At 70.4% G+C, this 20,323-nt stretch carries 14 protein-coding genes; 7 read left to right on the plus strand and 7 right to left on the minus strand.

Annotation, left to right across the window (positions count from 1 at the left end; genetic code table 11):
• Positions 1-7: 7 nt before the first annotated feature.
• The gene (locus GT755_RS06370) at positions 8-646 is read right to left on the minus strand and encodes a general stress protein (protein WP_202609731.1); all 639 of its coding nucleotides are present in this window, start codon (positions 644-646) and stop codon (positions 8-10) included.
• 62 nt (positions 647-708) lie between these two features.
• Positions 709-2,148 carry a GuaB1 family IMP dehydrogenase-related protein gene (locus tag GT755_RS06375; RefSeq protein ID WP_161478800.1) on the minus strand — a complete coding sequence of 480 codons (1,440 nt, stop codon included), beginning with the start codon at positions 2,146-2,148 and terminating at the stop codon, positions 709-711.
• A gap of 71 nt (positions 2,149-2,219) precedes the next feature.
• On the opposite strand from GT755_RS06375, the gene GT755_RS06380 reads away from it, so the two are divergent.
• On the plus strand, positions 2,220-2,681 hold the full coding sequence (locus tag GT755_RS06380; RefSeq protein ID WP_161478801.1) for a GyrI-like domain-containing protein: 462 nt from the start codon (positions 2,220-2,222) through the stop codon (positions 2,679-2,681).
• Here the strand turns inward: GT755_RS06380 and GT755_RS06385 are convergent.
• Together GT755_RS06385 and GT755_RS06390 are read right to left on the minus strand one after the other, a co-directional pair.
• Positions 2,663-3,322 carry a nitroreductase family protein gene (locus GT755_RS06385; protein WP_161478802.1) on the minus strand — a complete coding sequence of 220 codons (660 nt, stop codon included), beginning with the start codon at positions 3,320-3,322 and terminating at the stop codon, positions 2,663-2,665. The genes GT755_RS06380 and GT755_RS06385 overlap by 19 nt on opposite strands.
• Entirely contained in the window at positions 3,322-4,434 is a 1,113-nt protein-coding gene (locus GT755_RS06390) for a CaiB/BaiF CoA transferase family protein (protein ID WP_161479316.1), read from the minus strand. The genes GT755_RS06385 and GT755_RS06390 overlap by 1 nt, the downstream gene beginning before the upstream one ends.
• A gap of 85 nt (positions 4,435-4,519) precedes the next feature.
• On the opposite strand from GT755_RS06390, the gene GT755_RS06395 reads away from it, so the two are divergent.
• The 3 genes from GT755_RS06395 to GT755_RS06405 all read left to right on the plus strand — a co-directional run bounded on the left by GT755_RS06395 (position 4,520) and on the right by GT755_RS06405 (position 8,255).
• Positions 4,520-5,503 (plus strand): 2-hydroxyacid dehydrogenase, encoded by a 984-nt coding sequence (locus GT755_RS06395; RefSeq protein WP_161478803.1) that lies wholly within the window; start codon positions 4,520-4,522, stop codon positions 5,501-5,503.
• A gap of 114 nt (positions 5,504-5,617) precedes the next feature.
• Positions 5,618-6,988, plus strand: a complete 1,371-nt coding sequence (locus GT755_RS06400; protein WP_235966167.1) for an FAD-binding oxidoreductase — start codon at positions 5,618-5,620, stop codon at positions 6,986-6,988.
• Positions 6,989-6,995: 7 nt separating this feature from the next.
• Positions 6,996-8,255 carry an SAM-dependent methyltransferase gene (locus tag GT755_RS06405; RefSeq protein WP_161478804.1) on the plus strand — a complete coding sequence of 420 codons (1,260 nt, stop codon included), beginning with the start codon at positions 6,996-6,998 and terminating at the stop codon, positions 8,253-8,255.
• A gap of 54 nt (positions 8,256-8,309) precedes the next feature.
• Here GT755_RS06405 and GT755_RS38435 read toward each other — a convergent pair whose 3' ends face one another.
• Together GT755_RS38435 and GT755_RS06415 are read right to left on the minus strand one after the other, a co-directional pair.
• On the minus strand, positions 8,310-10,817 hold the full coding sequence (locus tag GT755_RS38435) for a PQQ-dependent sugar dehydrogenase (protein WP_202609732.1): 2,508 nt from the start codon (positions 10,815-10,817) through the stop codon (positions 8,310-8,312).
• Positions 10,818-10,948: 131 nt separating this feature from the next.
• A complete protein-coding gene (locus GT755_RS06415) occupies positions 10,949-12,472 on the minus strand; it encodes a long-chain-fatty-acid--CoA ligase (protein ID WP_161478805.1) in 1,524 nt (507 codons plus the stop codon).
• Between the two features lie 94 nt (positions 12,473-12,566).
• Between GT755_RS06415 and GT755_RS06420 the strand changes: the two genes are divergently transcribed.
• Complete coding sequence (locus tag GT755_RS06420) at positions 12,567-14,108, plus strand: GMC family oxidoreductase (protein ID WP_161478806.1); 1,542 nt, start codon at positions 12,567-12,569, stop codon at positions 14,106-14,108.
• A 43-nt stretch (positions 14,109-14,151) separates the two neighbouring features.
• Positions 14,152-15,408, plus strand: a complete 1,257-nt coding sequence (locus tag GT755_RS06425) for a cytochrome P450 (protein WP_407929399.1) — start codon at positions 14,152-14,154, stop codon at positions 15,406-15,408.
• On the opposite strand, the gene GT755_RS06430 is transcribed toward GT755_RS06425, so the two are convergent.
• A complete protein-coding gene (locus GT755_RS06430) occupies positions 15,405-17,222 on the minus strand; it encodes a hypothetical protein (RefSeq protein ID WP_161478807.1) in 1,818 nt (605 codons plus the stop codon). The genes GT755_RS06425 and GT755_RS06430 overlap by 4 nt on opposite strands.
• A 623-nt stretch (positions 17,223-17,845) precedes the next feature.
• On the opposite strand from GT755_RS06430, the gene leuS reads away from it, so the two are divergent.
• The gene (gene leuS, locus GT755_RS06435) at positions 17,846-20,299 is read left to right on the plus strand and encodes a leucine--tRNA ligase (protein WP_161478808.1); all 2,454 of its coding nucleotides are present in this window, start codon (positions 17,846-17,848) and stop codon (positions 20,297-20,299) included.
• The last annotated feature ends 24 nt before the right edge of the window (positions 20,300-20,323 follow it).

Below are 20,323 nucleotides of genomic sequence, written 5' to 3' on the forward strand. Positions count from 1 at the left end.
GTCCGGGTCACCGGCGCTTGGTGCCGGTGTCCGCCTCGGCGTCCTCGGGACGGCGCTGGGCCGGGATCTCGTGCTCGGCGGTCGTCCCGTCGGTGGTCGCGTCGGTGGTCGCGGGCGGCACCGGGCCGGCGCTCGGCGGGCGCTCGACGACGACGGTGTCCGCGGGGGCCAGGCCGCCCTGGAGGATGGTCTGCGCCCGCTCCCACACGCCGGCCGTCACCAGGACGTCGTAGCGTCCGGCCACGATCGAGTTGCGGGAGGTGAAGTCGCGGACGCCGCCCTGGAACATGTGGCTGGTGAAGCCGAACGCCGCCCCGGCGATCGCGCCCCACAGGATCGACCACAGGACCAGCGCGACGAACGAGGTGGTCGTGGTCGTGAACAGGCCCAGGAACAGGCCGACGACGAGGCCGAAGACCCCGCCGCTGACGGCCCCGGTTAACGCCGCGCGGCCGTTGGTGAGGCGGCCGGTGACCTTCTCCTCCATGCGGAGGTCGGTGCCGACGATGGCGAGTTCCTGGACCGGGAAACCGGCGTCCGACAGCGTGTCGACGGTCTTCTGAGCGGCGGTGTAGCGGTCGTAGCTGACGAGCAGGCGCCGGTCCGCCAGAGGCATGGCCGGGCCGTGCGTGGGCGTTTCGTACATCAGAGCCTTCTCCTCAGAGTTCGTGGTGGAAGACCCGCCCTCTACCCGCACGGCCCGTCAAATCACCAGCTCTGGTGGAGCGGCATGCCCTCGCTGTAGCCCGACGCGCTCTGCACGCCCACGACCGCCCTCTCGTGGAACTCCTGGAGGCTGGTGGCGCCGGCGTACGTACAGGAGGAGCGCAGGCCCGCCACGATGGCGTCGATCTGGTCCTCCACCCCCGGGCGGGCCGGGTCGAGGTACATGCGCGAGGTGGAGATGCCCTCCTCGAACAGCGCCTTGCGGGCCCGGTCGAACGGGGTGTCCTCGGCGGTGCGCAGCTTGACGGCGCGGGCCGAGGCCATGCCGAAGTTCTCCTTGTAGCGGCGGCCGTCGGCGGCGGTGCGGGTGTCGCCGGGCGACTCGAACGTCCCGGCGAACCACGAGCCGATCATCACATTGGACGCCCCGGCGGCCAGCGCGAGCGCGACGTCGCGCGGGTGCCGCACGCCGCCGTCGGCCCACACGTGGCGGCCCAGGCGGCGGGCCTCGCGGGAGCATTCGAGCACGGCCGAGAACTGCGGGCGGCCGACGCCGGTCATCATGCGGGTGGTGCACATCGCGCCCGGCCCGACGCCGACCTTGACGATGTCGGCCCCGGCCTCGACCAGGTCCCTGACCCCCTCGGCGGTGACCACGTTCCCGGCCGCCACCGGCACCCCCGGGTCGAGGGCACGCACCGCCTTCAGCGCGGCGAGCATCTTCTCCTGGTGGCCGTGGGCGGTGTCGACGACGAGCACGTCGGCCCCGGCGTCGACCAGTTCCTTGGCCTTCGCGGCGACGTCGCCGTTGATGCCGACCGCCGCGGCGATCCGCAGGCGGCCCGAGCCGTCGACCGCGGGCTGGTAGAGGGTGGCGCGCAGCGCGTTCGTGCGGGTCAGGACGCCTACCAGCCGGCCCTCCTCGTCGACGACCGGGGCCAGCTTGTGCCGCCGGTCGTGCAGCAGGTCGAAGGCCGTCTGCGGGTCGATGCCCTCGGGCAGCACCTGCGGCGAGGGCGTCATCACCTCGCCGAGCTGGGTGAACATGTCGACCCCCTGGCAGTCGGCCTCGGTGGCGACCCCGACGGGCCGGTTGTCGAGGTCGACCACGATGACCGCGCCGTGGGCCCGCTTGGGCAGCAGGGTCAGCGCCTCGCCGACGGTGTCGTGGGCGGTGAGGGTGATCGGGGTGTCGTGGACGAGGTCCCGGCTCTTCACCCAGGAGATCACGTCGGAGACGACGTCGATCGGGATGTCCTGCGGGATGACGGTGATGCCGCCGCGCCGGGCGACCGTCTCGGCCATGCGGCGACCGGCGACGGCGGTCATGTTGGCGACCACGATCGGGATGGTGGTGCCGGTGCCGTCAGGGGAGGACAGGTCGACGGCGAGTCGCGACCCGATGTCCGACCTCGATGGGACCATGAAGACGTCGCTGTAGGTGAGGTCGTACGGCGGGGTCATGTCGTTGAGGAATCGCACGTCTGTCCAGACTAGTAGTTCGAGGCGTTCCGTAGGATTGCGGTGATCACCATTCGTCGAGGGGAACGATCTTGATCATTGCCGACAGGCCTGAGCTGCTCGTCGTGGGTTACGCCACCCGCACGACCAACGAGGCCGAGGCCGACCCGGAGCGTGCCCGGCTGCCGGCGTTGTGGCAGCGCGCCGGGGCGCCGGGCGCCTTCGCGCACGTGCCGGGACGGGTCGACGAGAACATCTACGCCGTGCTGACCGACTACGAAAGCGATCACACCGGGGCATACACCCAGATTATCGGCATAGCGGTTCACACCGCCGCGCGGTTGCCCGAGGGCATGGTCGCGGTGCGGGTGCCCGGGGTGCCGAGCCTCCACCTGGAGGTCCGCGGCCCGCTGCCCCAGACGCTGATCGAGGCCTGGCAGTTCCTCTGGCAGCACCCCGAGCGCCGCTCGTTCACGACCGACCTGGAGGTCCACCACCAGGCCGGCGTCGACCTCTACATCGCGGCCCGGCCCACCTACTCCGAGGCCGGATAGCCCCACAGGGGCTCGTCGGCCTCGAAGCCGACCGGCTCGCCCCACTGGTTGCGGTAGCTCACCTCGTGGACCGGACGCCGGGGGGCCACGCCCCACCTGCCCGTCGGGTAGCCGAAGGTGACCGTACAGGCGAGTTCCCAGCCCTTCCCCTCCGGCACACCGAGGATCTTCATCGCCTCCGCGCCGTGGAACAGGCCCAGCACCGTGGTGAGGGCGGTGCCGACGCCGTGGCCGCGGGCGGCGAGCTGGGCGCTCCAGACCGACGGGAAGATCGAGCCGCCGCTGGGGTCGTTGCGGGTGAAGGCGAACAGCAGCAGCGGATACTCGGCGAAGTGGTCGGCGAGGTGCTGGGACGACTTCATGACGTTCAGCGACCGCTGGTCGCCGGCGGCCTCGGCGATCTCGCGCTGGCGTTTGTAGTGACCGGCGTAGAGGCGGGCCAGCGCGTCCTGGTAGAGGGGCGCGAGCCGGTCCTTGACCTGCTGGTCGTCGACCAGCAGGAAACGCCAGCCCTGCGCGTTGCCGCCGCTCGGGGCGCGGACGGCGGCGTCCATGATCTGCTTCTGGACGTCGAGGGGGATGGGGTCGGGCTTGACCCGGCGCATCGCGCGGGTCGTGTAGAGGGCCTCCAGCAGGTCCATCAGGCCAGTACTCCTTGTGCTCGCAGGCGGGTCGCCGTCTCTTCGGGCAGGCCCCACGCGGTCAGGTCGTCGAGGCGGGTGGCGGGGGCCAGGTCACCGGTCGCGGCGCCCAGCAGGCGGGGCGCGGGGGCCGCCTGCGCCACGCCGCCGACCTCGACGAAGGTGCCGCGCGCGACGTTGTGGGGGTGGTCGGGCGCCTCGGCCAGGTCCAGGACGGGGGAGACGCACGCGTCGGAGTCGGCGAAGACGGCCTCCCACTCGGCGCGGGTGCGCGTCTTGAACGCCTCGGTGAGCCGCTCCCTGATCTCCGGCCAGTTCCGCTGATCCTGGCTCGGCATGCCGGGCACGCCGAGACGGGCCACCAGTTCGCCCCAGAACTGGGGTTCCAGCGCGCCGACGGCCATGTACTTCCCGTCTTTGGTCTCGTAGGTGTCGTACATCGGCGCCCCGCCGTCGAGCAGGTTCGTGCCCCTCGGCCCCCAGAAGCCCGACTGAGTGAGGGAGTAGAACATCGAGAACAGCACGGCCGCTCCGTCGACCATGGCGGCGTCGACCACCCGGCCCCGGCCGGTGCGCTCGCGTTCGATCAGGGCGAGCAGGATGCCGTACGCGAGCATCAGCCCCCCGCCCGCGAAGTCGCCCAGGAGGTTGATCGGCGGCGTGGGCCGCTCCCCGGCCCGGCCGAGCTGGGAGAGCACCCCCGAGATGGCGACGTAGTCGATGTCGTGCCCGGCCCGGGGGGCCAGCGGGCCGTCCTGGCCCCATCCGGTCAGCCGTCCGTAGACCAGGCGCTCGTTGACGGCGTGCAGGTCGGCGGGGCCGATGCCCAGGCGTTCGGCCACGCCGGGGCGGAAGACCTCGATCACCGCGTCGGCGTGCCGGGCCAGTTCGAGGAAGGCGGCCACGCCCTCGGGCGACTTCAGGTCGAGCCCGACCGTGCGCTTCCCCCGGTCCATCACCTCGCGCCGGGGCTTGTCGGATACGGCGGAGACCCGGTCGATCCGCAACACCGAGGCGCCGTGGTCGGCGAGCATCATCCCGGCGAACGGGCCGGGGGCGAGCCCGGCCAGTTCCAGCACCCTGATCCCGGCCAAGGGGCCGCCCGTCTCCATGGTCACGAGGGTCAGTAGAACAACATTCGGCAACGACTCGCAACCCGGTCGTGGCGTGTCGGGCGCGGCATGGCAGGCTGAGCGCATGACCGACTTAGGGCGTCCCTGGCGGTTGCTGGCGCTGCCGCCGCTGCCCGCCGACGCGGTTCGCGGGCTCCTGTCGGGTCTGGGCGACCGGATCGACGTCGTCACCCCCGCGAGCAGGGACCGGGCCGCCGTGCTCGACCTGCTGCCCGAGGCCGAGATCGTCGTCGGCGACTGGAGTTCCCAGCTCGTGCTGGACGCCGAGGCGGTGGCGCGCGCGCCGAAGCTGGCGTTCGTCCAGCAGCCCGCCGTCGGGGTCGACGGGCACGACCTCGCCGCGCTCGCCGACGCCGGGGTGCCGCTGGCCAACACGGCCGGAGTGAACGCCATCGCGGTCGCCGAATGGTGCGTCGCGTCGGCGTTCGCGCTGGTCCGGCGGCTCGTTCAGGGCGACGCGGCGGTGCGGGCGGGCGACTGGCCGCAGCTCACCCTCCAGCCGAGGGAGTTGTCGTCGTGCAAGGTCGGCCTGGTCGGGTTCGGACCGATAGGCGCGGCCTGCGCCCGGATGTTCGGGGCGATGGGCTGCGAGGTGGCCTACTGGTCGCGCTCTCCCAGGCAGGAGACCTACGGTGCCGCCTACCAGGACCTCGACCAGCTCGTCGCCACCAGTGACATCGTGGTGATCGTCGTGGCGCTGACCGACGACACGCGGGGCCTGTTCGATGCAGACCGGCTGGCGGCGATGAAGCCCGGCTCGTTCCTGGTCAACGCGGCCCGGGGCGGGATCGTCGACGAGAAGGCGCTGATCGAGGCGGGCAACCTCGCCGGGGTGGCGCTCGACGTGTTCACCACCGAGCCCCTGCCGCTCGACGACCCGCTGCGGTCGGACGACCGGATCCTGCTGTCACCGCACGCCGCCGGGGTGACCCCGCAGTCGACCACCCGGCTCGTCCAGTGTGTGGTCGGGAACCTCGCGGCGGCCGTCGGCGGAGCGCCCGTCATCAACGTGGTGAACGGAGTGAATCCCGTCGTAAAACGCCGTTGACCAGGTGTGGACAGTTTTCCGGTGCTTAACGTGTCGAGTCTGGTATGCGGGGGTTTAGGGGGATATGGTGCGCTTGGGAAGATCTCTATCACGACTACATATGGGGGTGGCGTCATGCCCGAGCGCATGACCAGTATGACCACCCATAGGAGAGCGGTCGAGCAGATTCGCGACTCCTACGCGGCGATTCCCGACGGCTCGGCCCCACGACTGGCCAAAGCCACCACGAACCTCTTCCGTTTCCGTGAGCCGGCCCACGGGGCCAAGCTCTCGGCACGCGATCTCGACCAGGTCATCAGCGTCGACCCCGAGACGATGACCGCCGAGGTCCAGGGCATGACGACGTACGAGGACCTCGTCGACGCCACCCTGCCCCACGGCCTGATGCCCTTCGTGGTGCCGCAGCTCAAGACGATCACGCTGGGGGGCGCGGTCACCGGGCTCGGCATCGAGTCCACGAGCTTCAAGGACGGCCTGCCCCACGAATCCGTGGAGGAGCTGGAGATCCTCACGGGTGACGGGCGCATCCTCGTCGCGCGTGCGGACAACGAGTACGCGGACCTCTTCAACGCCTTCCCGAACTCCTACGGAACGCTCGGCTACGCCCTGCGCATCAAGATCAGGCTCGCGCCGGTCAAGCCGTACGTGAAACTCACGCACCTGCGCTTCACCGACGCGGCCAAGTGCATGCTGGCCATGCAGGAGATCTGCGACCGGCGGGAGCACGAGGGCGAGAAGGTCGACTTCGTCGACGGCACCTACCACTCGCCCGACGAGATGTACATCACCGTCGGCACCTTCGCCGACCGCGCGCCCTACGCATCCGACTACACCGGCATGCGCATCTACTGGCAGTCGATGCGCAGCCGCAGCCGCGACTGGCTGACCGTGCGCGACTACCTCTGGCGCTGGGACACCGACTGGTTCTGGTGCTCCCGCGCGTTCGGCGTCCAGCAGCCGCTGGTGCGATCCCTGATGCCCAAGCGCTGGATGCGGTCCGACGTCTACCGCAAGCTGGTCGGGCTCGACCAGCGTCATGGCATCACCGCCCGAATCGACCGCTGGCGGGGCAACCCCCCGCAGGAGTCGGTGATCCAGGACATCGAGGTGCCGATCGATCGCGGCGCCGAGTTCCTGGACTTCTATGTCAACCACGTCGGGATGACCCCCGTGTGGATGTGCCCCCTCAGGGCGACACGCGACTGGTCGCTCTATCCGCTGGAGACCGGTCGCCTCTACGTGAACTTCGGATTCTGGGGCATGGTGGCCCTGCCCCGGGGCCAGCAGGACGGCTACTACAACCGCGCGATCGAGCAGGCCGTCCACCAGCTCGAAGGGCACAAATCCCTCTACTCGTCGTCCTACTACGAACGCGAGGAGTTCTGGGAGTTCTACAACGGGGAGGCCTACTGGCCGGTCAAGCGGGCGTACGACCCCGGAGGTCGGCTGCTTGACCTGTATGAGAAGTGTGTACGGGGAAGGTGATGCACGCATGACACTCGCCGAGATCTTCGAGAAGGTCGTCGGCACGGGAGCCGGCATCGAGTTCCACGCCTACGACGGGAGCAAGGCGGGCCCGTCGTCGGCCGACATCCGGATCGAGGTCAAGTCTCCCGTCGCGGTGGCCTACCTCGCGCAGGCCCCCGGCGAAATGGGGCTGGCAAGGGCGTATGTATCCGGGCACCTCGACGTGCACGGCGACATGTATACGCTGCTCGACCGGATGTGGTCGCTCACGATCAACGATCTGCCGCTTTCGGAGAAGGTCGCCGCCATCCGGGCCCTCGGGCCCAAGCCGCTGCTCATGCGGGTGCCGCTGCCCCCGCAGGAGGTGCGGCGGTCGGCGATGGCCAAACTCGGCAGCCGGCACGCCAAACAGCGTGACGCCGAGGCCATCCACCACCACTACGACGTGTCCAACACGTTCTACGAATGGGTGCTCGGCCCTTCGATGGCGTACACCTGCGCGGTCTACCCGCGTCAGGACAGCACGCTGGAGGAGGCGCAGTTCGCCAAGTTCGACCTGGTCGCCAAGAAGCTCGACCTGAAGCCCGGCATGCGGCTGCTCGACGTGGGCTGCGGCTGGGGCAGCATGGTCCGCCACGCGGCCAAGGAGTACGGAGTGAAGGCGCTCGGCGTGACGCTGTCGAAGCAGCAGGCCGAGTGGGCGCAGAAGGCCATCGCGGAAGAAGGCCTCGGAGACCTCGCTGAGGTGCGATTCTCCGACTACCGCGACGTACCGGAAGGCGACTTCGATGTGGTCAGCTCCATCGGTCTCACGGAGCACATCGGCGCCAACCAGCTGAAGAGCTACTTCTCATTCCTGTACGGCAAACTCAAGCCGGGCGGCAGGCTGCTCAACCACTGCATCACCCGCCCGTCCGGAAAAGAACGCTCCATCAACCGCACCGGCTTCATCAACCGCTACGTCTTCCCCGACGGGGAACTCGAGTCGGTCGGCACGCTGGTCCGCGAGATGGAGGACCTCGGTTACGAGATCCGCCACGAGGAGAACCTGCGCGAGCACTACGCGCTGACCCTCCGCGACTGGTGCAGGAACCTCGACGACCACTGGGACGAGGCCGTGGCCGAGGTCGGCCAGGGCACCGCCCGCGTGTGGCGTCTCTACATGGCCGGCTGCATCGTCGGCTTCGAACGCAACAAGGTCCAGCTCCACCAGGTGCTCGGCGTCAAGCTCGGTGAGGACCGCAAGTCCCACGTGGCGCTCCGGCCCGCGCTGAACTGGCCCTGATCGTACAAACAAGAAGACCCCCGGGCTGCGACGCCCGGGGGTCTTTCCTTATCTCTAGGAGTTCAGGCTCACCTTGATGATGCGGTCGGCGCCGTCGGGCTGGCCGCCGTTGTCGTCGGCGTTGCTGGTGGTGATCCAGATCGCCTGCTCGTCGGGCACCCGCTCGACCGCGCGCAGGCGGCCGTAGGTGTCGGTGAAGTGGGCGACCGGGTCGCCCGCCTCGGTGCCGGTGAGCGGGATCGCGTAGAGCCGCTTGCCGCGCAGCGCCGCCATGTAGACGACGTCGTCGACGATCGTGATGCCGCTCGGCGACGCCTCGGACGTCGACCACGTCTTCTTCGGGTTGGTCATGCCCGGCTCGTCACACGGGCCCTCGCACGTGGGCCAGCCGTAGTTCTTGCCCGGCTCGATCAGGTTGAGCTCGTCGGTCGAGCTCGCGCCCAGCTCGGCCGACCACAGGCGGCCCTCGGAGTCCCAGGCCAGGCCCTGCGCGTTGCGGTGGCCCAGCGAGTAGACGCGGGACCCGTCGGGGTTGCCCTCGGCGGCCTCGCCGGTCTTGGTGATGCGCAGGATCTTGCCGTTCAGCGAGTTCGGGTCCTGCGACAGGCTGGTCTCCTGCGCGTCTCCGGTGGAGACGTAGAGGAACCCGTCGGGGCCGAACTTCAGCCGGCCGCCGTTGTGGTAGGTGCTCTTCTTGATCCCGGTCAGGATCGGCGTGTACGCCGACAACGACGTGCCGTCGTACTCCATCTTCGCGACGCGGTTGCCGTCGGACGAGGAGTGCATGAAGAACACCTCCTTGTCGCCGTCGCCGTTCCACCCCGGCGAGAAGGCCACGCCCATCAGGCCGCCCTCACCACCGGTCCGCACCGACTCCGGCACGGTTCCGGCCTCGGTCCGGGTGCCGTCCTTGTTCACGCGGAAGACCTTGAAGCTGTCCCGCTCGGTGACCAGCGCGAAGTCGCCGGTGGGCGACCAGGCGACGTCCCAGGGGACGGTCCACTGCTCGGAGACCACCTCGGGCGTCCCGGGCGCGCCACCGCCGCCGCCGGGGGCGGTGGGCGTGGGCGTCGGGGTGGGCTCGACGGTCGGCGTCGGGTCCACGGTCGGGGTCGGCTCAACGGTCGGGGTCGGCTCAACGGTCGGCGTCGGGTCCACGGTCGGTGTCTCGACGGGAGGGGTCGGCTCGGGCGTCGGGCTTTCCGCTGGAGGAGTGGGCTCGGGGGTCGGAGTCGCCGGAGGCGTCTCGACCGGGGGAGTGGTGCAGGTCGGCGTCGGCGTGGGGGTGACCGGCGTCGTCGGCGTCTCGGAGACGGTCGGCAGGCTGGTCGGCGTCTCGGAGGGAGTGACCGACGGGCTCGGCTCCGGCGTCGGCTCCGGCGTCGTGAACGTCGTCATGGTCTCGGCCACGGCGGTCTCCGCCGGGACGGCCGGACACGGCGGCGGCGGAGTGCAGGTGGGCGTCGCGGTCGGCGTGACCGTCAGGGACGGCGTCGGCTCCGACGGCCCGCTCGACGGGGTCGGGGTCGGGATGTCCGGCGTCGGCGCCGGGTCCTCGGGGAAGCCCGGCGGCGTCGGCTCCGGCGTCGGGACCGGCGTCGTGGGCTGCGGGAATCCGGGCGCCGTGTCAATCGGCCGGACGACCTCCAGGTCGCACGGCGGCGGCGGTGTGCAGGTCACGGTCGGCGTCGGCTCCGGGGCGGGCGGCACGCTCTCGCTCGGTGTCGGCAGCGGGCCCGTGGTCGCCTCGGTCTGCGTGCGCGCGGCCACATCCGGCATCGCGGCGGGCGTCTCAGAGGGCGTCTCAGAGGGCGTCACGGAGGGCGTCACGGAGGGGATCGCGGTCGGGGTCTCCGACGGCGGGACCGAGGGGGTGGGGTCCGGGCTCCAGGTCGGGCACGGTTCCGGGACGACGCAGCCGTCGTCGGGCGGGGTCGGCTCCGGTGCGGGAGGCGGGGTCTCGCCGCCGGGCGGCATCGGGCTGACGCACGGCGTCGGCGTGGGCTCCGGTTCCGGCGTCGGCTCAGGCGTGGGTTCCGCCGTGGGCGGGGCCGTGGGCGCCGGGGCGACCGGGAACAGGGTGATGCTGTCGAGGTGGGGATTGCCCCGCCTCGTGGTGGCCACGATCCGGATCGACGACTCGCCCTCGGGCAGGTCGACCGCCAGGGCGAGGGTGCGCCACCAGCGGGACGGCCGGAACCGCACGTCCTCGGCGACGACCTCCTCGTTCACGACGAGGTCGGCCTGGAGGGTGCGGCTGATCAGATAGCGGATGTGGACGTGGTTGTTCCCCGCCGCCAGCGGGGTGACCGTCCACTCGACGAAGTTGCCGCGGCGGTCGGCGCCGTTGACGTAACCACGCCCGGTGTATCCCCAGACGCGTTTCTGGACCACGCCACGGGATATGGCGGCCGTCTCGGCCTCGTACCGGATTCCCTTCACATAAGGTGTCGTGCGTTTCGGTGGGGTCTGCGTACTGGCCGTGGACACGGGCACCATCACCGACCCGGTGATGAGTGCGCCGGTCACGAGCAGCAGTAACGAACCGGTGAGCGCGCGCATGGAGTTGTCTCTCCCCGACATCGACTACGGCGGCACGCGCGCTCCCTACCCGCTTCGCCAGGACGGAATCATCCAAAATCCGGCACTGTACGGCCGCGCCGGAACGGAACCGGCGCGGCCCGCGGTGCGTCTCAGCGCAGCTCGCGCTTCAGGATCTTGCCCGTCGCGGTCATCGGGAGGGCGTCGCGGAACTCGACGACGCGGGGGTACTTGTACTGCGCCATCATCTCCTTCCCCCACTGGACCAGCGCCTCCTCCGTGACAGTGGCCCCGGGTTTGAGGATGACGTAGGCCTTGATCTCCTCGCCCAGCGACTCGTGGGCGACGCCGACGACGGCGGCCAGCGAGACGGCCTCGTGGGTCATCAGCACCTCCTCGATCTCCCGCGGATAGACGTTGAAACCGCCACGGATGATCATGTCCTTGGCGCGGTCGACGATGAAGTAGTAGCCGTCCTCGTCGCGGGTGGCGATGTCGCCGGTGCGGAACCAGCCGTCGTTCATCACCTCGGCGGTCGCCTCGGGCCGGTTGTAGTAGCCCTTCATGACGTTGTGGCCGCGGATGGCGATCTCGCCGATCTCCTCGGCGGTGTTCCAGGCGGCGTCGATGAGCTTCATCTCGACGCCCCAGATCGGGGTGCCGATCGAGCCGGCCTTGGCGACCTTGCCCGGCTGGTTGAACGAGGCGACGGGGGAGGTCTCCGAGAGCCCGTACCCCTCCAGGATCGGCGTCGAGAAGGTGGTCTCGAAGTCCTTCAGCACCTCGACCGGCAGCGCCGCGCCGCCCGAGCAGGCGGTCTTCAGCGTGGTGGGCACCTGCCCGCCACCGGCGTGGACGGTCGTCAGCAGCGCCCAGTACATGGTGGGCACCCCGGCGAACAGGGTGACGCCCTCGGCGTTCATCAGCCGCAGCGCCTCGACCGGCTCGAACCGGGGCAGCAGCACCAGCGTGGCCCGCCGCCGGAAGCCGCCGTTCATGACGACGGTCTGGCCGAACGAGTGGAACAGCGGCAGCGTCGCCAGATAGACGTCGTCGCCCGCCGAGGGGAACATCGTGTCGGCCACCATGGCGTTGAGCAGCATGTTCTGGTGGCTGAGCTCGGCGCCCTTGGGCTGCCCGGTGGTGCCGCTCGTGTAGAGGATGACCGCGGTGTCCGACGGGTCGGTCTGGACGGGCTCGAACTCCCCGCTCATCCCGCCGAGGGCGGCCCAGATGGTCTCGCCGAACTCCGACTCCGTGGCCAGCGGCGTCGCGGGCAGCACGAAGAACATCTCCGCGCCGGACGCCTCGAACCCGGCCCTGCCACGCTCGCCGAGGGGCAGTTCGGGGGTGCCCTCGAAGCAGAAGAACGCCTTGGCGTCCGAGTCGTCGAGGTGGTAGGCGATCTCGCGCCCCTGCAACAACACGTTCAGCGGTACGACCGTCGCCCCCGCCTTCAGGATGCCGAAGTAGACGAACGGGAAGTAGGGGGAGTTGGGGCACGCGAGGGCGACCTTGTCACCCCGCCCGACGCCACGCGACACCAGCAGGTTGGCCACCTGGTTGGCCACGGTGTTCACGAACGAATAGGACAACCGCAGGTCACCGAAGACGACGGCGGTGCGGTCGGGCGCCTCCCGGGCGCTGTCCTCCAGCACGATCGACAGGTTGAGCATGGGCCACATCCTCGTTGGGGGATCGACATACCTACCGGTACGTAGCTCACCTTAAAACCTTGTCGGGCCGGGGTGTGAGGAGTAAGTACGAGGGATGGAGTTCGACTATGTCATCGTCGGAGCGGGTTCGGCCGGGTGTGTGCTGGCCGCCCGGTTGTCGGAGCACGCGTCGGTCACCGTGGCCCTGATCGAGGCCGGCGGCAGCGACCGCAAGCTGGAGGTCCGCATGCCGGCGGGCTTCAGCAAGTTGTTCGGCACGAGCTACGACTGGAACTTCACCACCACCCCGCAACCGGGCCTGTCGGGCCGGGAGATCTACTGGCCGAGGGGCCGCATGCTCGGCGGCAGCTCGTCGATGAACGCCATGATGTGGCTGCGCGGCAACCCCCTCGACTACGACCAGTGGAACGTCCCGGGGTGGTCGTACGACGAGGTCGAGCCCTACTTCCGCCGCGCCGAGCACCGCGTCGGCTCCAACGCCGGCGGCGTCTACGGCACCAGCGGCCCGATCCACGTCTCGGAGCTGCGCTCGCCCAACGAGGCGACCGGCGCGTTCCTGCGGGCGTGCGCGGAACTCGGCATGAAGCGGCTCGACGAGCTGAACGGCCCGTCGAACGAGGGCTACGGCCCGACCCCGGTCACCCAGGACCGCGGCCACCGCTGGAGCTGCGCCGACGCCTATCTCCGCCCGGCCATGTCGCGCCCCAACCTCACCGTGCTGACCGCCGCGCAGGTGCGCCGCGTCGTGGTCGAGAACGGCCGCGCGGTCGCGGTGGAACACGGCGACGGGGAGCGGGTCGTGGCCAGGAAGGAGGTCATCCTGGCGGCCGGCGCGATCGGCTCGCCCCACTTACTGATGGTGTCGGGCATCGGCGACCCCGACGTGCTCGCGGCGAGCGGCATCCCGGTCGTGCACGCCTCGCCCGGCGTCGGCGCGAACCTGATGGACCACCTCGCCACCGGCGCCTACTTCCGCTGCCCGAAGCCCATCACGATGAGCGGCGCCGAGAGCGTGCCCAACCTGCTCAGCTACCTGGTCGGCCGCAAGGGCATGCTGACCTCGAACGTCGCCGAGGCGGTCGCGTTCATCCGGACCTCCGACGCCGAACCGGCCCCCGACGTCGAGCTCATCTTCGCGCCCGCCGTGTTCGTCGACCACGGCCGCACCCCGCCCGCCGGGCACGGCCTGACCGTCGCGGCGGTGCTGCTCCAGCCCGAGTCGCGGGGCCGGGTGACGCTCGACGGCCGCGATCCCGTCATCGACCCCGGCTACCTGACCGAACCCGCCGACCTGCGCAGGCTCGTCGACGGGCTCAAGGCCTGCCTGCGCGTCGGCGCGGCCGAGGCGTTGCGGCCCTACGTCGACGGGCCGATCGAGCCGTACACCGATCCGAAGACCGACGACGAGATGGCCCAATGGGTGCGCGACAGGTCCGAGACGCTCTACCACCCGGTCGGGACCTGCCGCATGGGCGCCGACGAGGAGTCGGTCGTCGACCCGGAGTTGCGGGTGCGCGGCGTCGAGGGGCTGCGGGTGGTCGACGCGTCGGTCATGCCGACGCTGAACCGGGGGCACACCCACGCCCCCGTTGTGATGATCGCCGAGCGCGCGGCGGAGTTGGTATGGCAGCATTGATACCGAATGTCGTTCTGGTTTTCCTCCCCCGGAGGCTCCACTCATGACGATGCCGCCGATCACCTCGGCCGCCGATGTCGACCTGTCGGACTGGGAGTTCTGGAAGCGGCCGATGGCCGACCGGGAACACTCCTTCCAGCTGCTCCGCGACCTCGACAAGCCCGCCTTCTACGCGGAACCCACGGTCTCCTTCGCCAGCCAGGGCCCCGGCTACCACGCGCTGGTGAAGCACGCGGACATCCTGGAGGCCAGCCGGACCCCCGAGGTCTTCTGCTCCGGCGACGGCGGCGCGACCAACATCGTCGACATGCCGCCGGAGTTCGTCGAGTACTTCGGCTCGATGATCAGCATGGACGACCCCCGGCACGCCCGCCTGCGCCGGATCGTGTCCCGGGCCTTCACCCCGAAGATGATCAAGCAGTTCGAGGACGACGTCGCGGTCGCCGCCACGAAGATCGTCGACAACCTGCTGGAGAAGGGCCCGGGGTGCGACTTCGTCGAGGAGGTCGCGGCCCGCCTGCCCCTTAAGATCATCTGCGACATGATGGGCATTCCGGAGAAGGACTACCGGTTCGTCTTCGACCGCTCGAACATGATCCTCGGCGCGCAGGACCCCGAATACGTCAGCGACCCCGAGGCCATCGCCACCGCCCTGCTCACCGCCGGGCTGGAGCTGCAGCAGCTCGTCCAGGACCTGGCCGCCCACCGGGAGCGCAACCCCACGGGCGACCTCATCTCGTCGCTGGTCAACGCCAACATCGACGGTGAGCGCCTCACGCTGCAGGAGCTCGGCTCGTTCTTCATCCTGCTCGTGGTGGCCGGCAACGAGACCACCAGGAACGCCATCTCGTACGGCCTGCGCCTGCTGACCGTCAACCCCGACCAGAAGGCGCGCTGGCTCACCGACGTCGACGGCCTCGCGCCCGGCGCGGTCGAGGAGATCGTGCGGCTGGCCAGCCCGGTCAACTACATGCGCCGCAAGGTCACCCGCGACCACGTGATGAACGGCAACGAGTACAAGAAGGGCGAGAAGGTCGTCCTCTACTACTGGTCGGCCAACCGCGACGCCGCCGTCTTCGACGACCCGCTGCGGTTCGACATCGGCCGCAACCCCAACCCCCACGTCGGGTTCGGCGGCCCCGGGCCCCACTTCTGCCTCGGGGCCCACCTGGCCCGGCGCGAGATCACCGTCATGTTCCGGGAGCTGCTCACCCGGGTGCCCGCCATCGAGGGCGGCTCACCCGAGCGGTTGTTCTCCAGCTTCATCAACGGGACGAAGCACATGACCTGCGAGTTCTAGGCCTTCTTGATCGACTTGAGGATCGTGTTGACGTCGGGCAGCAGGTCGTCGCGCAGGTCCGGCACCATCATGTAGACGATCGACGGGACCTCGGCGCCGGTGTTGACCGCGGCCACCACGACCAGGGTCCCGCCGCCGTCGTCGGTCACCTTGTAGGCGGCCGCCTGCCCCAGGCCGCCGGGCAGCTTCTGCGCGCCGACCTTGGCGACCTTGTTGGGCCTCGGGAAGATCGTCTGCCGGGCCTTGAACACCACGCCGTTCAGCACCGGCCGCAGGTCGGTCGGCGACTTGTACTGCGAGGCCAGGTCGGCCGGGAGCTTGCCCGTCATGACGGTGGCGAACCACGGCTTGCCCTTGGAGGTGAGCCCGGCGCTGACGAACTGGCGGGTCGAGTAGCCGTAGGTCGACATGACCGTCTGGGTGTCGGCGTCGGTCTTCCACTGGCCGCCGAGCTGCGAGATCGAGATCCCGGCCGTCTCGTCGGTGAGGGTGCCCTTGACGGCCGACTTCTCGCCGTCGTATTCGGGGATGCCGCCCGATGCGGCGGCGGCGGCCGGCTTGGTGGCCGACGGCTTGGCCGAGGGGGCGGGCTGGGCGGTGGTCTCGGCGGCCGAGCTGAGCGGCCCGGCCAGGAACGCCCACAACAACGCCACGATCAGCGCGACCAGCACCGAGCCGACGAGCGCGAACAACCAGACCGGCTTGCCCTTCTCGTCGTCGTCATCGTCGGTCGTGTGCTGACCGTCGCCCCACACGGTCTCCCACAGCTCCTGCTGCCGGGCCGCCGGGGGCGTCTTCGGGCCGCTGATCTGGCCCGCCGTGACGAACGGCTTGTAGGGGTCGTCGCCGGGGAGCTGCTGCACCAGGTGCTCGCCCGTGGTCGGACCGCCGTAGTTCTGCGGCGCGGGCGGCATCGGCGCGCCCATCGGCTGGGCCGGCTGCTGCAGTGTCTGCTGGGCCGTCTGCTGCGCCGTGTGCTGGGCCGTGTGCTGGGCCTGCGGGGGCGCGGGCTGGCCGGGCGGGCCCATCGTGACCGTGCGGTCGGTGGCGGGCGCGGCGGCCTGGGCCGGCTGGACGGGCGGGAACGGCTGCTGGTCGATCGGCGGCGCGGGCACACGCGGGTCGAACGGGCCGCGCGGGGTGCCGAACGTGGTGGCCGGCTCCTGGTAGGAGAACGACTGCTGCGGGGAGGGCTCGACCGGCCGGGGCGGGAACGAGGGGTTCCGCTCCTCGGCGCGGGGGAACACGTTGGGCGCCGAGGCCCAGGGCCCCTCCTCCGGCGGCAGCTCGGGGAAGCCGGGGCCCGTGTCGGTCCGGGCGGGCTGCCGGGCGGCCTGTGGCTCGGGGAAGCCCGGCGGGTTCATCGGCGGCGGGAACACCGGTCCGCTGCCGGCCCTGACGGGCGGGAACTCGGGAGCGGGGGACGCCGGGCGGGCCGGGGCGGGCGCGGCGCCGAAGGCGGGGTAGTCGTCGGCCGGGCCGAACGGGCTCACCGGAGGCGGCGGCGGGGGCGGCACCGGGAACGGCGGATGATCCTGGAACGGGGCCTGGGGGATCGGCGGGCTCTGCGGGCCGGTCTGGTGGTCGGGCCGCTCATGCCGGGTGTCGTGCCGCGCGGCGACCGGGCTGGGCGGGAACGAGCCGCCGGGCGAAGGGGCCGGGGGGCCGCCGAAGGGCGCGGGCTCGGGTCGGCCGTGCGGCCCGGCGACCGGATTCGGCGGGTACGAGGCGGCGGGCGGCGGCACCTCGGGCCAGGCTGGCGGGACTTCCGGCCAGGCCGGGCCGCGCCGTGGATCGCTGTGCTCCGAGGGCATGGAACCTCCCGAGATCATGCCCGAATTAGACGTGCTTGGCATGATCTCATGCGGGCTGGGGGCCGGGGCGGCGAAACTGGAAAAGCCCCCTCTGAACGTCTCGCCCGTGGGGTCGGTCGGCGGATCCTGCATCGGAAGGTCCGCCTGCGGGAAGTCCGGGCCATGCCTCGGGTCGACAGGGTTCACGAGATGAGGGTAAACGAAAGGGACAACCGAGGTCACAATGGATCTATCACCATCGGATATCACCACTTTACTCTCGGTGTAAGATCCGCGCCGGCTCGTCGGCGCCCCTCATTCTCGCCGGCGCGAGCCAGTGGCCGGAGCCGGCCGCCCGCGCCTCGTCTGCTCAAGGCGGAGGCGAAGCACAATCCGGGGCCGCTCTCCCGACGCCCGCCCCCGTCTCGTTTACGCGAGGCAGGTTCCGGGCAAGAATCACGGCCCTCCTCCGGCAGCCCCCGTCGCGCTTGCGTTCTGCGCTACCCTTGCTCTATGCGTGCCGCGAACCTGCTTCTTACCGGGCCGCGTCGAACGAGCTGACAGCAGCCTCGACGCGGCCGCCCCTCGTGCTTCAGCCGAGGGGTTTTCTTATGGGCAGGTGTCGATAAATCAGGAGATCAAACGTGGACGAGCAGGTATACGACCCCCAGGCGCTCCAGGCCAAGTGGCAGCCCCGCTGGGAGGAACTGAAGCCCTTCGCCGTCGTGGAGGACGACGCCGACCCGCGGCCGCGGCGCTACATGCTCGACATGTTCCCCTACCCCTCCGGTGACCTGCACATGGGCCACGCCGAGGTGTTCGCCATCGGCGACGTGGTGGCGCGCTACTGGTTCCTGAAGGGCTACAACGTCCTGCACCCGATCGGGTGGGACTCCTTCGGCCTGCCCGCCGAGAACGCGGCCATCAAGCGCAACGCCCACCCGGCCGAGTGGACCTACAGCAACATCGACACGCAGGCGGCCAGCTTCCAGCGCTACGCGATCTCCTTCGACTGGACCCGCCGCCTGCACACCAGCGACGCCGAGTACTACAAGTGGAACCAGTGGCTGTTCACGCGCTTCTTCGAGCGCGGCCTGGCCTACCGCAAGGGCGGCCTGGTCAACTGGTGCCCCAACGACCAGACGGTGCTGGCCAACGAGCAGGTCGTCGCGGGCAAGTGCGAGCGCTGCGGCGCCGACGTCATCCGCCGCGAGCTGACCCAGTGGTACTTCAAGATCACTGACTACGCCGACCGCCTGGTCGACGACATGGCCCGCCTGGAGGGCGGCTGGCCCGACCGCGTGCTGACCATGCAGCGCAACTGGATCGGCCGCAGCACCGGCGCCGACGTCGACTTCGAGATCGAGGGCCGCAAGGACCCGGTCACCGTCTACACCACCCGCCCCGACACCCTCTACGGCGCGACCTTCTTCGTCGTCGCCGCCGACGCCCCGCTGGCCGCCGAGATCGTCACCGAGGAGCGGCGCCCGGCTCTGGAGGCCTACCGCGCCGAGGTCGCCAAGCTGTCCGACATCGAGCGCATGTCGACCGAGAAGGAGAAGACCGGCGTCTTCCTGGGCGTGCACGCGATCAACCCGGTCAACGGCGAGCGCATCCCGGTCTGGGCCGCCGACTACGTGCTGGCCGACTACGGCCACGGCGCGATCATGGCCGTCCCGGCCCACGACCAGCGCGACCTCGACTTCGCCATGAAGTTCGACCTGCCGGTGAAGGTCGTCGTGCACACCGGCATGGCCGACCCGGGCGAGACCGGCAGGGCGACCCCGGGCGAGGGCAAGCTGGTCAACTCAGGCCCGCTCGACGGCCTGAGCAAGGCCGAGGCGATCGAGAAGATCATCGAGATCCTGGCCGAGCGCGGCACCGGCAAGGCCACGGTCAACTACCGCCTGCGCGACTGGCTGCTGTCCCGCCAGCGGTTCTGGGGCACCCCGATCCCGATCATCCACTGCGGCGAGTGCGGCGAGGTCCCCGTTCCCGACAAGGACCTGCCGGTCGTGCTGCCCGACCTGCGCGGCGAGGCCCTGGCGCCCAAGGGCGTCTCGCCGCTGGCCTCGGCCACCGACTGGGTCAACGTGCCGTGCCCGTCGTGCGGCGGCCCCGCCAAGCGCGACACCGACACGATGGACACCTTCGTCGACAGCTCGTGGTACTTCCTGCGCTACCTCGACCCGAAGTACGACGACGGCCCCTTCGACCTGGCCAAGGCCGAGAAGTGGGGCCCCATCGACCAGTACGTCGGCGGCGTCGAGCACGCGGTGCTGCACCTGCTGTACAGCCGGTTCTTCACCAAGGTCCTCCACGACATGGGCATGATCAGCTGGGACGAGCCGTTCCTGCGGCTGCTGAACCAGGGCCAGGTCATCAACGGCGGCAAGGCCATGTCCAAGACGCTGGGCAACGGCGTCGACCTGGGCGTGCAGATCGACAACTTCGGCGTCGACGCGGTCCGGCTGACCATGGTGTTCGCCGGTCCGCCGGAAGACGACATCGACTGGGCCGACGTCTCGCCAGCCGCGTCGCTGAAGTTCCTGGCCCGCGCGCTGCGCGTGATGACCGACGCGTCCGCCGCCGGAACCGACTTCGCGGCCGGTGACCTGGAGCTGCGCAAGGTCGTCCACCGGACCGTCGACGAGGTCACCAAGCTGGTCGAGACCCACCGCTTCAACGTGGCGGTCGCCCGCCTGATGGAGCTGACCTCGGCCACGCGCAAGGCGATCGACTCGGGCCCCGGCGCCACCGACCCCGCCGTGCGCGAGGCGGCCGAGGCGCTGGCCGTCATGTTGTCGATCGTGGCCCCGTACACGGCGGAGGAAGGCTGGGAGCGGCTGGGCCACCAGCCGTCGGTCGCCCGCGCCACGTGGCCGGTCGCCGACCCGGCGCTGCTGGTGCAGGACTCGGTCACCGCGGTCGTCCAGGTCGCCGGCAAGGTGCGCGACCGTCTGGAAGTTTCACCGGACATCTCGGACACCGATCTGGAGGCGCTGGCCCTGAACTCGGAGAAGGTCAAGGCCCACCTCGACGGCGCCCCCCGCAAGGTCATCGTGCGGGCGCCCAAGCTGGTCAACATCGTGCCGTAGGAGCAGCATTGGCGCCCGAGCCGA

Origin of the sequence: Herbidospora solisilvae (assembly GCF_009901565.1) — a bacterium.
GTDB classification, from domain to species: domain Bacteria; phylum Actinomycetota; class Actinomycetes; order Streptosporangiales; family Streptosporangiaceae; genus Herbidospora; species Herbidospora solisilvae.

Bases quoted from the DNA above. Each gene is read 5' to 3' on its own strand.
- GT755_RS06370 (WP_202609731.1), bottom strand. From the start codon at position 646: ATGTACGAAACGCCCACGCACGGCCCGGCCATGCCTCTGGCGGACCGG.
- GT755_RS06385 (WP_161478802.1), bottom strand. From the start codon at position 3,322: ATGGACCTGCTGGAGGCCCTCTACACGACCCGCGCGATGCGCCGGGTC.
- GT755_RS06390 (WP_161479316.1), bottom strand. From the start codon at position 4,434: ATGGAGACGGGCGGCCCCTTGGCCGGGATCAGGGTGCTGGAACTGGCC.
- GT755_RS06395 (WP_161478803.1), top strand. From the start codon at position 4,520: ATGACCGACTTAGGGCGTCCCTGGCGGTTGCTGGCGCTGCCGCCGCTG.
- GT755_RS06400 (WP_235966167.1), top strand. From the start codon at position 5,618: ATGCCCGAGCGCATGACCAGTATGACCACCCATAGGAGAGCGGTCGAG.
- GT755_RS06405 (WP_161478804.1), top strand. From the start codon at position 6,996: ATGACACTCGCCGAGATCTTCGAGAAGGTCGTCGGCACGGGAGCCGGC.
- GT755_RS38435 (WP_202609732.1), bottom strand. From the start codon at position 10,817: ATGCGCGCGCTCACCGGTTCGTTACTGCTGCTCGTGACCGGCGCACTC.
- GT755_RS06415 (WP_161478805.1), bottom strand. From the start codon at position 12,472: ATGCTCAACCTGTCGATCGTGCTGGAGGACAGCGCCCGGGAGGCGCCC.
- GT755_RS06420 (WP_161478806.1), top strand. From the start codon at position 12,567: ATGGAGTTCGACTATGTCATCGTCGGAGCGGGTTCGGCCGGGTGTGTG.
- GT755_RS06425 (WP_407929399.1), top strand. From the start codon at position 14,152: ATGACGATGCCGCCGATCACCTCGGCCGCCGATGTCGACCTGTCGGAC.
- GT755_RS06430 (WP_161478807.1), bottom strand. From the start codon at position 17,222: ATGCCCTCGGAGCACAGCGATCCACGGCGCGGCCCGGCCTGGCCGGAA.